This is a genomic window from Vibrio sp. 10N.239.312.D08 (assembly GCF_041466145.1).
Lineage (GTDB): Bacteria > Pseudomonadota > Gammaproteobacteria > Enterobacterales > Vibrionaceae > Vibrio > Vibrio crassostreae_C.
Map to the genome: position 1 here is coordinate 22949 of NZ_JBFSSD010000015.1, position 14418 is coordinate 37366.

Annotated in this window: 15 protein-coding genes and 1 other RNA gene; 8 read left to right on the plus strand and 8 right to left on the minus strand. The window is 44.5% G+C overall.

Annotated features, from left to right (window positions below; translation table 11 throughout):
* Positions 1 to 53 precede the first annotated feature (53 nt).
* From AB6D58_RS10205 to mscS, 3 genes are all read left to right on the plus strand, one after another.
* Positions 54 to 1217 carry a phosphoglycerate kinase gene (locus AB6D58_RS10205; RefSeq protein WP_017059064.1) on the plus strand — a complete coding sequence of 388 codons (1164 nt, stop codon included), beginning with the start codon at positions 54 to 56 and terminating at the stop codon, positions 1215 to 1217.
* A 155-nt stretch (positions 1218 to 1372) separates the two neighbouring features.
* Complete coding sequence (gene fbaA, locus AB6D58_RS10210) at positions 1373 to 2449, plus strand: class II fructose-bisphosphate aldolase (protein WP_010435694.1); 1077 nt, start codon at positions 1373 to 1375, stop codon at positions 2447 to 2449.
* A gap of 377 nt (positions 2450 to 2826) precedes the next feature.
* Positions 2827 to 3693 (plus strand): small-conductance mechanosensitive channel MscS, encoded by an 867-nt coding sequence (mscS, locus tag AB6D58_RS10215; protein WP_017063201.1) that lies wholly within the window; start codon positions 2827 to 2829, stop codon positions 3691 to 3693.
* Positions 3694 to 3789: 96 nt separating this feature from the next.
* Here mscS and AB6D58_RS10220 read toward each other — a convergent pair whose 3' ends face one another.
* Positions 3790 to 4419: a LysE/ArgO family amino acid transporter gene (locus AB6D58_RS10220; RefSeq protein WP_017059061.1), complete on the minus strand. Its 630-nt coding sequence runs from the start codon at positions 4417 to 4419 to the stop codon at positions 3790 to 3792.
* Positions 4420 to 4561: 142 nt separating this feature from the next.
* On the opposite strand from AB6D58_RS10220, the gene AB6D58_RS10225 reads away from it, so the two are divergent.
* Positions 4562 to 5458 (plus strand): LysR family transcriptional regulator ArgP, encoded by an 897-nt coding sequence (locus AB6D58_RS10225; RefSeq protein WP_017068706.1) that lies wholly within the window; start codon positions 4562 to 4564, stop codon positions 5456 to 5458.
* A 111-nt stretch (positions 5459 to 5569) separates the two neighbouring features.
* On the plus strand, positions 5570 to 6283 hold the full coding sequence (locus AB6D58_RS10230) for an oxidative stress defense protein (RefSeq protein WP_017059059.1): 714 nt from the start codon (positions 5570 to 5572) through the stop codon (positions 6281 to 6283).
* A 112-nt stretch (positions 6284 to 6395) separates the two neighbouring features.
* Here the strand turns inward: AB6D58_RS10230 and serA are convergent, their stop codons facing one another.
* The 5 genes from serA to zapA form a co-directional block, all read right to left on the minus strand.
* Complete coding sequence (gene serA / locus AB6D58_RS10235) at positions 6396 to 7625, minus strand: phosphoglycerate dehydrogenase (protein ID WP_017059058.1); 1230 nt, start codon at positions 7623 to 7625, stop codon at positions 6396 to 6398.
* Between the two features lie 261 nt (positions 7626 to 7886).
* Positions 7887 to 8543: a ribose-5-phosphate isomerase RpiA gene (rpiA, locus tag AB6D58_RS10240; RefSeq protein WP_048605825.1), complete on the minus strand. Its 657-nt coding sequence runs from the start codon at positions 8541 to 8543 to the stop codon at positions 7887 to 7889.
* Between the two features lie 102 nt (positions 8544 to 8645).
* Positions 8646 to 9245, minus strand: a complete 600-nt coding sequence (locus tag AB6D58_RS10245) for a 5-formyltetrahydrofolate cyclo-ligase (protein ID WP_017059056.1) — start codon at positions 9243 to 9245, stop codon at positions 8646 to 8648.
* 6 nt (positions 9246 to 9251) lie between these two features.
* A non-coding RNA gene (gene ssrS, locus AB6D58_RS10250) (6S RNA) lies at positions 9252 to 9435 on the minus strand.
* Positions 9436 to 9446: 11 nt separating this feature from the next.
* Positions 9447 to 9755 (minus strand): cell division protein ZapA, encoded by a 309-nt coding sequence (gene zapA / locus AB6D58_RS10255; protein WP_004735366.1) that lies wholly within the window; start codon positions 9753 to 9755, stop codon positions 9447 to 9449.
* 308 nt (positions 9756 to 10063) lie between these two features.
* Between zapA and AB6D58_RS10260 the strand changes: the two genes are divergently transcribed.
* From AB6D58_RS10260 to AB6D58_RS10270, 3 genes are read left to right on the plus strand one after another with little or no spacing between them, the layout of a single operon-like run.
* Positions 10064 to 10639, plus strand: a complete 576-nt coding sequence (locus tag AB6D58_RS10260; RefSeq protein WP_136973763.1) for a YecA family protein — start codon at positions 10064 to 10066, stop codon at positions 10637 to 10639.
* Between the two features lie 24 nt (positions 10640 to 10663).
* Complete coding sequence (gene ubiH, locus AB6D58_RS10265; RefSeq protein ID WP_136981669.1) at positions 10664 to 11842, plus strand: 2-octaprenyl-6-methoxyphenyl hydroxylase; 1179 nt, start codon at positions 10664 to 10666, stop codon at positions 11840 to 11842.
* Between the two features lie 11 nt (positions 11843 to 11853).
* Positions 11854 to 13077 carry an FAD-dependent 2-octaprenylphenol hydroxylase gene (locus tag AB6D58_RS10270; protein WP_136981611.1) on the plus strand — a complete coding sequence of 408 codons (1224 nt, stop codon included), beginning with the start codon at positions 11854 to 11856 and terminating at the stop codon, positions 13075 to 13077.
* A gap of 111 nt (positions 13078 to 13188) precedes the next feature.
* Here the strand turns inward: AB6D58_RS10270 and AB6D58_RS10275 are convergent, their stop codons facing one another.
* Both AB6D58_RS10275 and AB6D58_RS10280 read right to left on the minus strand, forming a co-directional pair.
* On the minus strand, positions 13189 to 13395 hold the full coding sequence (locus tag AB6D58_RS10275; protein ID WP_009847660.1) for a DUF1107 domain-containing protein: 207 nt from the start codon (positions 13393 to 13395) through the stop codon (positions 13189 to 13191).
* 557 nt (positions 13396 to 13952) lie between these two features.
* Positions 13953 to 14414 (minus strand): aminoacyl-tRNA deacylase, encoded by a 462-nt coding sequence (locus AB6D58_RS10280; RefSeq protein ID WP_136981612.1) that lies wholly within the window; start codon positions 14412 to 14414, stop codon positions 13953 to 13955.
* Positions 14415 to 14418: the final 4 nt, after the last annotated feature.

The following is a 14418-nucleotide window of genomic DNA, read 5'->3' on the forward strand; positions in this document are numbered from 1 at the left end:
GGGTTGCTGAGTTTCCAAAACTTTATATTTATTTAAATTTGAGAGGACAAATCATGTCTGTGATCAAGATGACTGACCTGGAACTTGCAGGTAAACGCGTATTTATCCGTGCTGACCTAAACGTACCAGTAAAAGACGGTAAAGTAACTTCAGATGCACGTATCCTTGCATCTCTACCAACTATCAAACTTTGCCTAGAAGCTGGCGCAAAGGTAATGGTTACTTCTCACCTTGGTCGTCCTACTGAAGGCGAATACAACGAAGAGTTCTCTCTAGCTCCTGTAGTTAACTACCTAAACGACGCACTAGACTGCGAAGTTAAACTAGCTAAAGATTACGTAAACGGCCTAGAGCTAAACGCTGGTGAACTTGTTGTTCTTGAAAACGTTCGTTTCAACAAAGGCGAGAAGAAGAACGAAGAAGCACTTTCTAAGCAATACGCTGCACTATGTGACATCTTTGTAATGGATGCATTCGGTACAGCTCACCGTGCTCAAGCTTCTACACACGGCGTTGGTACTTACGCTCCTGTAGCATGTGCTGGCCCTCTTCTAGCTGCTGAGCTTGAAGCGCTTGGTAAAGCAATGGACAACCCAGCTCGCCCACTAGTGGCTATCGTTGGTGGTTCTAAAGTTTCTACTAAACTAACCGTTCTAGAATCTCTTTCTAAAATTGCTGACCAGCTTGTTGTTGGTGGTGGTATCGCGAACACATTCATCGCTGCTGAAGGCCACAACGTAGGTAAGTCTCTATACGAAGCTGACCTAGTTGAAACGGCTCAAAAGCTAATGAAAGAGTGTGCTATCCCAGTAGCAACTGACGTTGCATGTGCTAAAGCATTCGACGAAAACGCAGAAGCTGAAATCAAGCACGTTTCTGAAGTTCAAGACGACGACATGATCTTCGACCTTGGTCCAGATTCAACTGCGGCACTAGCTGAAATCATCGGCAACGCGAAAACAATCCTTTGGAACGGCCCTGTAGGCGTATTCGAATTCAAGAACTTCGAAGCGGGTACAGCTGGTATCTCTAAAGCAATCGCTGAGTCTGCAGGTTTCTCTGTAGCAGGTGGTGGTGACACGCTAGCAGCTATCGATAAGTTCGGTATCAAAGCTGACGTTTCTTACATCTCTACTGGCGGTGGCGCTTTCCTTGAATTCGTTGAAGGTAAAGTACTTCCTGCAGTAGCAATGCTTGAAGAGCGTGCTAAAGCATAATTGATTTAGAAAGGCGAGATGTGAATCTCGCCTTTTAACGTTTGCTGCATATCACACTTTTTTGCTAGAATGGCATAAGTTGTGAGCAAACGATTGCAAGTTTTTAAACTTAAGTTTTTTAATCTTAAAACGATAGAATAAATAGGACTATTTCCATGTCTAAGATCTTCGATTTTGTAAAACCTGGTGTGATTTCTGGCGATGACGTACAGAAAGTATTTGAAGTAGCAAAAGAAAACAAATTTGCTCTTCCTGCTGTAAACGTTGTTGGTACTGACTCTGTAAACGCAGTACTAGAAGCAGCTGCTAAAGTTAAAGCTCCAGTAGTTGTTCAGTTCTCTAACGGCGGCGCTGCATTCTTCGCAGGTAAAGGCGTTAAACTTGAAGGTCAAGGCGCACAAGTTCTTGGCGCTGTAGCTGGTGCAAAATACGTACACGCTGTAGCTGAAGCTTACGGTGTTCCAGTTATCCTGCACACTGACCACGCTGCTAAGAAACTTCTTCCATGGATCGACGGTCTACTAGACGCTGGTGAAGAGTTCTTCGCACAAACTGGTAAGCCTCTATTCTCTTCTCACATGCTAGACCTTTCTGAAGAGTCTCTAGAAGAGAACATCGAAACATGTGCTAAGTACCTAGAGCGCATGGCTAAAATGAACATGACAATCGAGATCGAACTTGGTTGTACTGGTGGTGAAGAAGACGGCGTTGATAACTCTGATATGGACGCATCTGAGCTTTACACTTCTCCAGAAGACGTAGCATACGCTTACGAGAAACTAATGGCTGTTAGCCCACGTTTCACTATCGCTGCATCTTTCGGTAACGTACACGGTGTTTACCAAGCTGGTAACGTTGTACTTACTCCAACTATCCTACGTGACTCTCAAGCATACTGTGCAGAGAAGTTCGGTATCGCACCTAACGCTCTAAACTTCGTATTCCACGGTGGTTCTGGTTCTTCTGAAGCAGAAATCCAAGAGTCTATCGGCTACGGTGTTATCAAAATGAACATCGATACTGATACACAGTGGGCAACTTGGGACGGTATCCGTCAGTACTCTGCTGACAACTTCGATTTCCTACAAGGTCAAATCGGCAACCCAACTGGCGAAGCTGCTCCAAACAAGAAGTACTACGATCCACGCGTATGGCTACGTGCTGGTCAAGCTTCAATGGTTGCTCGTCTAGAGAAAGCATTTGCTGACCTTAACGCTGTAGACGTACTATAATTCTTTGAATTAAGTACTCTTTAAGTTTTAAAAACCCGCTCATTGAGCGGGTTTTTTTATATCTGATAAAAAATTGTACTAAATATGTGAAAAACCTAGCGTGCGGTGAATAAATTTCGTAGTCTTTTAGTTATCGGTATTTGTGTTTATCGGTAAGTTTTAATAATTCAAAAGCTTACATAAATATGACTTTGCAATCTGTCAAAGATAGGATATCGTGCCGAAAAACTGAACTTGGTTCAGTTTATAAAAAGGACTTGGCTTTAATTTACTTTTAACACAATGACTTAACGGTAATTACACTGTTTATTATATTGCAGAGTAAATGAGGCTTAAGGCAGTTTAGCCCATAGCATATTATATAGAGGATGCACATTATGGCTGATAGTTCGACAGCGATTGAGACTCCACTTGTGGATGGTTTGTCTCAAGCAGAGCAGTGGTTAACAAATAATTCAGATTTATTTATCCAATATGGCGTAAATATCATTTCAGCACTGATAATTCTATTTATTGGTAACCTTATTGTTAAAGCAGTAGCGAATAGCGTGTCTAAGGTTCTTCAGAAGAAGAAAATGGACCGAGCAGTTGTGGAGTTCGTCCATGGTTTAGTTCGTTACTTGTTGTTTGTGATTGTTTTAATTGCTGCACTTGGTCGTTTAGGTGTTCAAACGGCATCTGTAGTTGCTGTTATTGGTGCGGCTGGTTTAGCCGTTGGTCTTGCACTACAAGGCTCACTATCTAACTTTGCTGCTGGTGTACTTATCGTTGCATTCCGTCCATTTAAGTCTGGTGACTATGTGGAAATTGGTGGTGTGGCAGGTTCAGTTGATTCTATTCAAATCTTCCAAACGGTTCTAACAACGCCAGACAACAAAATGGTTGTAGTACCTAACGGTAGCGTTATCGGCAGCCCAATCACAAACTATTCTCGTCATGCGACGCGCCGTATTGATCTAATGATTGGTGTTTCTTACAACGCTGATCTTCAGAAGACAAAAGCGCTACTGACTAAGATCTGTGAATCTGATGAGCGTGTACTGAAAGAACCTGGCGTTCAAGTTGGTGTTCATACGCTTGCTGATTCTTCAGTTAACTTCGTTGTTCGTCCATGGGTTAGCACTGCTGACTACTGGAATGTTTATTTCGACCTGATGCAAGCAATCAAAGAAGGCTTGGATAACGAGGGTATCGAAATTCCATTCCCGCAAATGGATGTACACATGAATAAAGTAGAAGCTTAATTCCTAGTTAGTTTTTATAACTATAAGCTTTTATAAGGAAAGGCGGATAACTTAGGTTATCCGCCTTTTTTGTTGGTTTCATGAAGCTAAATAGATTTACCAGTATTGCTCAATAAGTCCATCGGTAAGCACCGTTGCTATGGCGAACATCATGGTTGCGACTGCGATATCAATGCCTTTCTTAACCTTAGGTTTAGATAGCGTCGGGCCTAGTTTTGCAGCGCCTAATGACAAAGAATAGAACCAGACGAACGAAGCCAATATAGTCCCCATAGCAAATGCAATTCTGTCGTTGCCTTCAAATTGCCCACCAATGGATCCAAGAATTACCACGGTATCCAAATAGAGATGTGGGTTTAATACTGTTACTGCCAATGCCCCTAAAATAACGGTGCGCTTGCCACGCGCTAATATCTCACCTTTCGACTCATCACTGGTGCGCACTTTGAATGCACTGCGTAGTGAGAGCAAACCATACACAGTCAGAAAAGCGATGCCACCTAGTGTCACTGAGGTAAGCAGTAATTCATTTTGCGACAAGATCGCTCCGCCGCCAAAAATGCCTAATGAGATAAACAGAGTATCGAGCAGGCTACAAATCGTTGCTGTCGTTAAATGATGATTGCGTTTTATCCCTTGATTTAGGACGTACGCATTCTGAGCGCCAATAGGGATAATCATACTTGCCCCTAGACCAAAACCTTGTAATAAAACCCAAAAACTCATTTTAACCTCCACTTATTTAACGATATTTACGTGCTATATGGCGAAGATACTCTGACCCTTTAAATAAGTATAATTAATGATTTTAATCCATTATTAGAGTTGCTAATGTGGTGATGAGTTAGCTTAAAAAGGAAGCAAATTGATGCGCGGATTGGATTATAAATGGATTGAAGCACTGGATGCTGTAGTAAAACAACGTAGTTTCGAAAGGGCTGCTGAGCAGTTATATATCTCCCAGTCGGCGGTATCTCAACGCATCAAACAGCTGGAAAAGTGGTTGGCTCAGCCAGCCTTGGTGAGAGAAAGCCCGCCTAGGCCAACGCCTGCGGGTAAAAAACTACTGGGCTTATATCGCCGTGTTCGTTTGTTAGAGCACGAGCTTGTGCCTGAGTTGATGAATGAAGAGGGTAATCAACCACTATCGATATCCATAGCCACCAACGCTGATAGTTTGGCGACATGGTTGCTACCAGCTTTGTCGGATGTGATTAAGTCTCGCCAAGTCGAGTTGAACCTCGCGATTCATGGTGAGTCGAGAACCATTGAAAAGATTAAAAGTGGCGAGGTGGCCGGTGCAATCAGTTTGGAGTCTCAAGCGATTCCTGGCTGCAGTGCTGACTATCTCGGTAGGATGGATTATGTGTGCGTGGCTAGCCCTGACTTTCATCAGCGTTACTTTGCAGAGGGCGTAAACTACGCCACCTTAAGCAAAGCACCTGCGGTTTCCTATGATCAATACGATGATCTGCATAAGAAGTTTCTGCATGATCATTTTAACGTCCCGAGAGACAGTGTGATCAATCATACAGTCGGCAGTTCAGAAGCATTTGTGCGCTTGGCATTATCGGGTGTAGCCTATTGCTTGATCCCCCGATTACAGATTATCGATGAGCTCGAGTCTGGTGCTCTGATTGATATTACCCCTGGCTTTCTGCTCTCTTATCGCATCTATTGGCACCATTGGCAGCTTGAGAGCGGAGTATTAAAAGAGGTATCCCAAGCAATATTGAGTTTTGCTCACAATCACTTACCTCAGTAAACTGTTGGTTTTTTCAGCGTCAAAGTTCTGTTAGAAGTGTGTGCTCTGGATTGGCTAAACGATAAATTGCTCTATGATGAAAGGACATTTGTTTAGCATAGGTCATACCTAATGAAGCTTGTACCAAAGATGTTAGCAACGTCTCTTACTCTTACTGCGGCGTTGAGTGCTGTGAGTTTTCCATCATTGGCTGACTCTCCATCCTTTCCTCATATTTCAACGACAGGCTATGGTGAAGTGATCGCTACACCTGATATGGCGACATTCTCTGTGAGAGTCGTGGAATCGACGATGACTGCTGAACAGGCTAAAAATACCGTTGATAAAGTCGTGACAGGCTTTCTAAACAAGCTGCATCAAGCTGGTGTTGATGAGGCGAGTGTACACAGCTCTAACCTGTATTTATCTCCTCAATATCATTACCCGAAAGATGGCAAACCGGAACTGGTTGGCTACCGCGCCTCACGTAATGTGACCGTTCAAGTGACTGAGCTAGCTAATCTTAATGAGTACATGGATATTGCGATTGGAGAAGGCATTAATCAGATCGACAACATCCAACTGCAAGTTCGCGACCAAGCTAAGTATCAAGAGCAAGCGCGCTTAGAAGCCATTAAAGATGCGACATCAAAAGCTAAATCATTGGCGAGTGGTTTTGAGCGCGAGTTAGGTGATGTATGGCGCGTGGATTACAACGCCCAATCTTCTCAGCCAGTACTCATGCGTTCAATGGCGATGGATGCAAGAACAGAATCGAACTCTTATGAAGACTCAACGATCACCATTCGTGATCGCGTGAATGTGATCTACCAGATCGAAGAGTAATGACAGTGCTATAGAAGGTTTTGGATCATGACGACCTAATTACCTACGATAGGCCAAATGCTAAAAAGGCTCTCATGATGAGAGCCTTTTTTATGCATTTTGAGTGCGATGATTAGTGAAGAAGACGAGCACGGATTGTGCCTTCGATCTCTTTCAGTTTAAGCAGTGCTTCTTCAGAGCGATCGGCTTCTACATCGATAACGACATAACCCATATCAGCCGCAGTCTGTAGGTATTGACCCGCGATGTTGATCCCTTCCTCAGCGAAGATGGTGTTGATCTGAGTTAGGATGCCTGGGCGGTTTTCGTGAATGTGTAATAAACGAGACGTTCCAGTATGCAGTGGTAGTGATACCTCAGGGAAGTTAACACTTGATAGCGTAGAGCCGTTATCAGAGTATTTCGCTAGCTTACCAGCAACTTCAACACCAATGTTCTCTTGTGCTTCTTGAGTTGAACCACCCACGTGAGGCGTTAGGATCACGTTATCGAACTGCATTAATGGAGACTCAAACGGGTCTGCATTGGTTTTTGGTTCTGTTGGGAAAACATCAATAGCCGCACCTGCAAGGTGTCCAGACTCCAGAGCGCCACACAGAGCAGGAATATCGACTACCGTGCCACGAGCTGCGTTGATAAAGATAGAACCAGGCTTCATGCGCTCGAACTCTTCTTTACCCATCATGTCTTTTGTTTCGTTGGTTTCAGGTACATGCAAAGAGATTACGTCACACTTGTTCAGTAATTCCGTCATGGTATGAACTTGCGTTGCGTTACCCAGAGACAGTTTGTTTTCAATGTCGTAGAAGTAAACACGCATGCCAAGGTTTTCAGCAATAATACCCAGTTGAGTACCGATGTGACCGTAGCCAATAATACCTAAACGCTTACCACGGGCTTCGTAAGAGTTGTCGGCACTCTTTTTCCAGATGCCACGGTGTGCAAGCGCGTTCTTTTCTGGAATGCCACGTAGTAGCAATAGAACCTGACCAAGAACGAGCTCAGCAACGCTTCGAGTGTTTGAGAACGGTGCGTTGAACACAGGGATACCGCGTTTTGCTGCTGCTTGAAGGTTGACTTGGTTAGTACCAATACAGAAACAACCGACGGCAACCAGCTTTTCAGCTGCATCAATAACTTCTTGGGAGATATTAGTGCGAGAACGAATACCAATGAAATGAGCATCTTTTACTGCTTCAAGAAGTTCATCTTCCGGTAGCGAGCCTTTGTGGTACTCAATGTTTGTGTAACCAGCGGCTTGCAGTACTTCTACAGAAGAAGGGTGAAGACCTTCTAGAAGTAGAATTTTAATTTTTTCTTTTTCCAGTGAAACTTTGGCCATTGTTCTCGTCCTTAAAATGGAAAGGTTGGGCAAATGCGGCGCACGTGCTACAAAATGGCTGAAAGGGGAACAAATTCACCACTTTGTTAGGAGACAAACGTTTTCCCTGTGCGTCTTCTGAACAATAAAGTAACAAAAAAAAAATGTTTTGGGTAAGAAAATTACGGAATAAGACATAATTTTACAGCAATAAAGCAAAAAAAACGGCGCCCTAGGGCACCGTATGTAATGAAGTAACAGAAAAACTCAATCTTCTATTATTTATTCTTCGATTTTTGCACCTTCAGGCGTGCCGGTGATAACCACATCAGCACCACGGTGAGCGAACAGACCAACCGTCACCACACCAGCTATACCATTGATGATATCTTCTAGTTGTTTCGGGTTTTCGATCGCCATGCCGTACACATCTAGGATCACGTTGCCGTTATCGGTTGTGCAGCCTTCGCGGTAAACTGGGTCACCACCAAGCTTAACCAACTCACGTGCCACGTATGAACGTGCCATTGGGATTACTTCAACAGGCAGTGGGAATTTACCCAACACATCAACTGCTTTAGTGCCGTCAACAATACACACAAACTTATCAGAGATAGCCGCTACGATTTTTTCACGAGTCAAAGCAGCGCCGCCGCCTTTGATCATATCGCGTGAAGCGTTAATCTCGTCTGCGCCATCAACATAGATGTCTAGTTTGAATACGTCGTTGCACTCAAATACTTTGATTTCTAGTGCTTCTAGTTTTTCAGTAGAGGCTACAGAGCTTGAAACCGCACCTTTGATTTTGTCTTTCATTGTGCCAAGTGCGTCGATGAAGTGATTTACTGTAGAGCCAGTACCTACACCTACAATGCTGCCTTCTTCAACATATTGAAGTGCTGCCCAGCCAGCTGCTTTTTTCATTTCATCTTGAGTCATGCCATTCTCCTGAATAAGGTCTTGCGCTTTGAATTAATCGTTCGCGTATTGAAGTTAACGTTTATATATCGAGGTTAACGTTTGCGGCGCGATTATAGCGCTTTAATGGTTGTTTTCCCATTGCCAAGTTTTACTCGGAGTCACGATTTTAGGTAACGGAATGTCCCATTCTTCAATCGGTAGCGTATCAACATGTTGGCAATCATGAGCCAAACCAATAGGAGCTGCACCTTCGCCCGTCTCGAACCACTTTGCCAAGGTGCGATCGTAATATCCGCCGCCCATACCTAAACGATGGCCATGGGAGTCAAAGCCGACAAGGGGCGTAAGAATAAGGTCGAGTTGCTGACAAGGTTTAACCAGCATTTGATTGAGCTGAGGTTCGACAATACCGTACTTATTCAAGACCGTCGGTGTGGTTGGCGAGTAGTGTAAAAACAGCAGGTGCCCGGCAGAGAAGGGGTGCAATACTGGTAAATAAGTTTGCTTACCTTGCGCCCATAACCATTCGATTAAAGGCTGAGTATCGAGTTCGCCATCGATAGAGATATAGAGGGCAATATGCTGAGCAGACTGAATTTCATCAAGCTGCATGCACTGCTTAACTAAGTCGATACCGGATTGAGTTTGTTGGTCGCCAGATAAGGCATTGCGTTTGATACGGATCTGTTTGCGAAATTCGCTGCGTGTGAGCGTCTTCATAAGAAGGGATACCCCAAAGTGCCGTTGAGAATAGATGGCCCTTGAACCAGCGAGTTCAAGGCGGATCAGCAATGATTACCGTAGGCTTCTCGGTCGGGCCGAGCATGCTCAATAGCACTCAAGTACTAACCCTTAGGGATTGCTTATCGGCTCGGGGACGTGAATCCTCTGACAAACACTCCAGGGTAAATTTTGTGTACGCTATTGCTGTCCGTGCTTAACTTTACTGAGGACATCTGAAAGTGATGTCGTGAGCTGTTCCATTCGCTCGGTCAGTGCGTTTTGTTCATCATTTGCTTCAAACTTCTTGGTTTGTAATTCGTAGCAAATATTCAGAGCTGCGATAGTCAGCAGCTTCACTTCATTGGTTACCTTAGTACGTTCAGCCATCTCTTTCAATCGATTATCAAGATCGGCCGCCGCTGCAATCAATGACTCTTCTTGCCCTGGTGGACAATTCACTCGAGTCAGTTTTCCTAATATTTCAACGTCTACCGCTTGATTACTCATGATGGATGAACTCTTTAACGCGCTATTTTAAGGCTGTTGCCCTTCGCCATTTTTTGAGAAAGAAAAAGTGCAAGTACCGATGAGGAAGCAATCTCCTCTGAGGGAGAAACTATAGGTAAACCGCTATTAAGATTCAAGCTTTTCAGAGTGACTGTTTGTAAATGAGAGCTTGAGCACACAGTAATTCAGCAAATTGAACAATTGGTAGTCAGTCATCCTTCAATTGCTGGGGATCGATGCTTACCAGAATTGGGGTGAAGTGGTACGATTATACTATCGATATAAAGAATAACTGAGCGAGCTATCTGATGAGCGAAACTACTTTACCTGACTACCTAACGGTTGCGACTGAACTTCAATCGGCAAGTCTAGCCGTAACCCCTGCTGAGATGCATGGTTTATTAACGGGTATGTTAAGCGGAGGCTTAAACCTTGCAGATAAAAGCTGGCAACCACTGATCTTCGATTACACCAATGAAGGTATGGGCTGGCCAGATCGCGCGCTAACGCTTGCGGAAGCAACACTGAAAGTCACAACCAGTGAAATCACAGGCTCAGGCATGGAACTGTCTATGCTGCTGCCGGACGAAGACGCAAGCGCAAGCCTATTTGACTTGGCTGATGGTGTGTCTGATTGGATTAACCATTTCATTTCTGGTCTAGGCTTGGTTGGCGCTCAATTGAACAAAGCGTCTGACAGTACAAAAGAAGCATTAGTTGATCTAGAAGAGATGGCCAAGCTAGGCATTGACGAAGATGATGATCTGGAAGAGCAAGCGCAGCTTCTAGAGCACGTTATTGAGCACGTAAAAGCGTGTGCACTAACGATTCATGCTGAATTTGGTGCTCGCCCATCTGAAGATGCGGCGCCTACCATTCATTAATTCGTTGGCCGGTTTGAGGTTATGATGGCTCAGTATGATGTTGTAATTGCTGGTGGCGCAATGGCAGGGGCAACCTTAGCCCTTGCTTTGAATCACCTAAGCCAAGGTTCACTGTCGATTGCGGTAGTGGAGCCTTATCAGGTTGATCATCAAGCTCACCCTAGGTTTGATTCTCGTTCGATTGCTTTGTCCTATGGCACAGTGCAGATCCTGGATTCTTTGCGCTTATGGCAATCTATCGCTCCGGTCGCGACCCCGATTAAAGATATCCATGTTTCGGATCGCGGGCATGCCGGAATGACAGACATCTACAGTGAAGAACTTGCTGTAGATGCGCTTGGCTACGTGGTCGAGTTAGCAGATGTGGGTCGAATCTATCAGCAGAAACTTGAATCAGAAGCGGCAATTACCATGCTTTGTCCTGAGTCTGTTAGTAAAGTTGAACGTGAAGAAGCGTTGACGACGATTGAACTGACAAGTGGGCAAACAGTAACCACTAAGTTACTGGTTGCTGCTGACGGTGCAATCTCAACCTGTTGCCAACAGCTCAATATCTCATTGAGTGAGCATGACTTTGAGCAAGTCGCTGTGATTGCCAATATTGTGGCGAGTGAACCTCACCAAGGTCGCGCATTTGAGCGTTTTACCCATCATGGGCCAGTTGCTCTATTACCGATGAGTGACAACCGTTTATCGCTGGTTTGGTGTTTAACACCAGAGCAAGCACAAAAAGTGATGACGCTAAACGACAATGAATTTCTTGAGCAATTGCAGAATGACTTTGGCTGGCGACTTGGCCGATTAGAGAAGGTCGGCAAGCGCGCGAGTTACCCTCTGATTCTTCGTCACCGACAGCAAAATATCTCTCATCGATTTGCCATTGTTGGTAATGCTGCTCAAACGCTTCACCCAATTGCGGGGCAAGGCTTTAACCTAGGCATCCGAGATGTGGCTTCCTTGGCAGAAGAGTTGTGTACCCAGTTAGATGATGTAGGTCGTTACCGTGGTCTTGTTAACTTTAGAAAGCGTAGAGAACAAGACCGAGACGCAACGATCACGTTGACTTCAAGCCTAGTTCACCTGTTCTCAAACGATTATATGACCGCTCGCATTGGGCGTAATCTTGGGTTAGCCGTAATAGATAACCTTCCACCACTTAAAGGTCCACTTTTGCGTCATACGCTTGGCCTAGTAGAAAGATAAGGTAATAAATAATGATGCAAAGTGTTGATATCGCGATTGTTGGTGGTGGCATGGTTGGCCTAGCGCTTGCTGCTGCCCTAAAAGACAGTGACCTAAGAATCGCTGTCATTGAAGGCAGAGCGCCTAGTGAAGGGCTGAGTGAGCTGCCTGATGTGCGTGTATCCGCGTTGAGTCGTTCTAGTGAAGTGATTCTTCGTAACCTAGGTGCATGGCAAGGTATCGAACAAAGACGCGCTGCACCGTATCAAGCGATGGAAGTGTGGGAACAAGACAGTTTCGCTCGTATTGAGTTTGACTCGACACGCTTGGCTCAGCCTAATCTTGGTCATATCGTTGAAAACCGTGTGATTCAATTAGCGCTGCTTGATCAGGTTAAGAAACAAGACAACGTCAGCCTGTATATGCCCGCAACGTGTAAAACGATGGCGATTGGTGAAAGTGAAGCTTGGTTAATATTGGACAATGGTCAAGCACTGACAGCTAAGTTAGTTGTTGGAGCAGACGGCGCAAACTCTTGGGTTCGTAAGCAGCAAGATATCCCATTAACACATTGGGATTACGGACACAGTGCGATTGTCGCGAACATCAAAACCACAGAGCCGCACCACAGCGTTGCTCGTCAAATCTTCACGCCTCAAGGCCCATTGGCATTCCTACCAATGCAACCAAGCAACATGAGCTCGATTGTTTGGTCTACGGAACCAAATCGTGCCGAGAACCTCGTATCAATGTCGGATGCTGAATTCAACAAGCAGTTAACAGCTGAGTTCGATGCAAAGCTGGGCTTATGTGAAGTGGTTGGTGACCGTTTTGCCTTCCCACTGCGCATGCGTTATGCGCGTGACTTTGCGGTAGAGCGTGTGGCTTTGGTTGGTGATGCTGCTCATACCATTCACCCATTAGCAGGGCAGGGCGTGAACCTTGGCCTATTAGACGCAGCAAGCCTAGCGCAAGAGCTGTTAAAGCTATGGTCTGCGGGTGAAGACATTGGCACCAAGCGTAATCTTCGCGGCTACGAGCGCTGGAGAAAAGCAGAGGCGGCGAAAATGATTGCTTCAATGCAGGGCTTTAAAGATCTGTTTGAAGGCGATAACCCAGCTAAGAAGCTGATTCGTGGCATTGGTATGAAGCTTGCGGGCCAATTACCGGGTGCGAAAGATGAGATCATGAAGCGCGCACTGGGTTTGTCTGGCAATCTTCCTGACTTAGCTAAGCGTCCAGTGACTCATCGATAATGACATAGTGTTCTGGTGGTATATCGAATCATCATTGATACGAAAATTGGTACGAAAAAAGGGTTGGCATAATGCCAACCCTTTTTGTTTTTAATTCTGTAGATAATCAGGTCATGCGTACGCGCAGCGCAGTTTCATGATTTCACTATTTATTTCTTTCACTGTTTGAAAGTGACGTTTTTCTGCTCGGTCTGGTAGCACTAGCTTACCGTTATCAAACTCAAATTTTCCTACGCCGTAAATGTAGATTCGTCCTTTGAAAAGTCGACTTACATGTTTAGCAATCATACTCGGTGTATAGCGCTTAAACAGTCTCATTCTTAATTATCCTTATATTTACCTAGCCTGCATATTATAGAAAAACTCCGAGATAATAATTGTGATAAGCATGGAGTTATATGCAGTAGCGTTGACGTTAATTAGATATTTGTGCTGTTCTAAGCACTTTCTTCAGTAAATATCTATTTTTACGTGAGCTCCTCCCCAAAATAATATTGAGTAGTGAACTGCCGTGAACTTTTCTGTTCAGTATTAAGCAGTGATAATGTTACAAGTATAAGAATAGGCGGGATTTTTTTGTTTGTGTAATCAAATTGTAAATTTCGGACAAAAAAAAGCCCGTCTAAAACGGGCGAATAGTCACAGATGCATTACACAAAAGTGGATACTGATGTTACTCAGTGGATTCACTTGCACTGATTTGCTTAATAGCTAGTCAGTAAATTTACAATAACGCAAATTTAACTTTGTGACTACTTATGCTTTTATTTTGAGTAACTATTTATAAATGGTGTGTTCTTCTTATGACGAGGTTCACACTAAAAATGTACTCAATGAAATATTAAAATGAAGTTTGCGAAGCATGATCTAAACGATCATCGACTGATGTCCGCGACGGTCGGTGCACATAGCGCCATAAGATCATTGAGATCCAGCGCAACGCCAGCCATTCGGTCGCCGGAGCTAATGGTTACGGTCGAGTTGTTTTGAATGGAAGGATCAAAAATGATCGGCATGTGTCTCTTGAGAGCGAGCGGGCCAACACAACCCACTTTAAAGCCAGTGATTGTTTCAACATCAGAGAGAGACACGCAGGTCATTCGACGGCAATTCAGTACCGAGCGTACTTTCTTGGGATCGACAGAGCGGTCACCAGCAGTACAGGCTAACGCATACTGGTTACCCATATCCTTAAGCAGGATGCACTTCACCATTTGAGAGGCGTCGATGCCTCGCTCTTGTGCGGTTTCTTCAATGCTGGTGGTTGGCTTGCTTTGCATCAGCAGGCGATAATTCACCTGCTGTTGATCCAGCCATTGTGTAATCAGCGTTTCCACGTGG

Excerpts from the sequence above, each read along its gene's own strand:
- mscS (WP_017063201.1), top strand. The coding sequence starts at position 2,827 with ATGGCTGATAGTTCGACAGCGATTGAGACTCCACTTGTGGATGGTTTG.
- serA (WP_017059058.1), bottom strand. The coding sequence starts at position 7,625 with ATGGCCAAAGTTTCACTGGAAAAAGAAAAAATTAAAATTCTACTTCTA.
- zapA (WP_004735366.1), bottom strand. The coding sequence starts at position 9,755 with ATGAGTAATCAAGCGGTAGACGTTGAAATATTAGGAAAACTGACTCGA.
- AB6D58_RS10225 (WP_017068706.1), top strand. The coding sequence starts at position 4,562 with ATGCGCGGATTGGATTATAAATGGATTGAAGCACTGGATGCTGTAGTA.
- AB6D58_RS10205 (WP_017059064.1), top strand. The coding sequence starts at position 54 with ATGTCTGTGATCAAGATGACTGACCTGGAACTTGCAGGTAAACGCGTA.
- rpiA (WP_048605825.1), bottom strand. The coding sequence starts at position 8,543 with ATGACTCAAGATGAAATGAAAAAAGCAGCTGGCTGGGCAGCACTTCAA.
- AB6D58_RS10245 (WP_017059056.1), bottom strand. The coding sequence starts at position 9,245 with ATGAAGACGCTCACACGCAGCGAATTTCGCAAACAGATCCGTATCAAA.
- AB6D58_RS10270 (WP_136981611.1), top strand. The coding sequence starts at position 11,854 with ATGATGCAAAGTGTTGATATCGCGATTGTTGGTGGTGGCATGGTTGGC.
- fbaA (WP_010435694.1), top strand. The coding sequence starts at position 1,373 with ATGTCTAAGATCTTCGATTTTGTAAAACCTGGTGTGATTTCTGGCGAT.
- AB6D58_RS10260 (WP_136973763.1), top strand. The coding sequence starts at position 10,064 with ATGAGCGAAACTACTTTACCTGACTACCTAACGGTTGCGACTGAACTT.
- AB6D58_RS10220 (WP_017059061.1), bottom strand. The coding sequence starts at position 4,419 with ATGAGTTTTTGGGTTTTATTACAAGGTTTTGGTCTAGGGGCAAGTATG.
- AB6D58_RS10230 (WP_017059059.1), top strand. The coding sequence starts at position 5,570 with ATGAAGCTTGTACCAAAGATGTTAGCAACGTCTCTTACTCTTACTGCG.
- AB6D58_RS10275 (WP_009847660.1), bottom strand. The coding sequence starts at position 13,395 with ATGAGACTGTTTAAGCGCTATACACCGAGTATGATTGCTAAACATGTA.
- ubiH (WP_136981669.1), top strand. The coding sequence starts at position 10,664 with ATGGCTCAGTATGATGTTGTAATTGCTGGTGGCGCAATGGCAGGGGCA.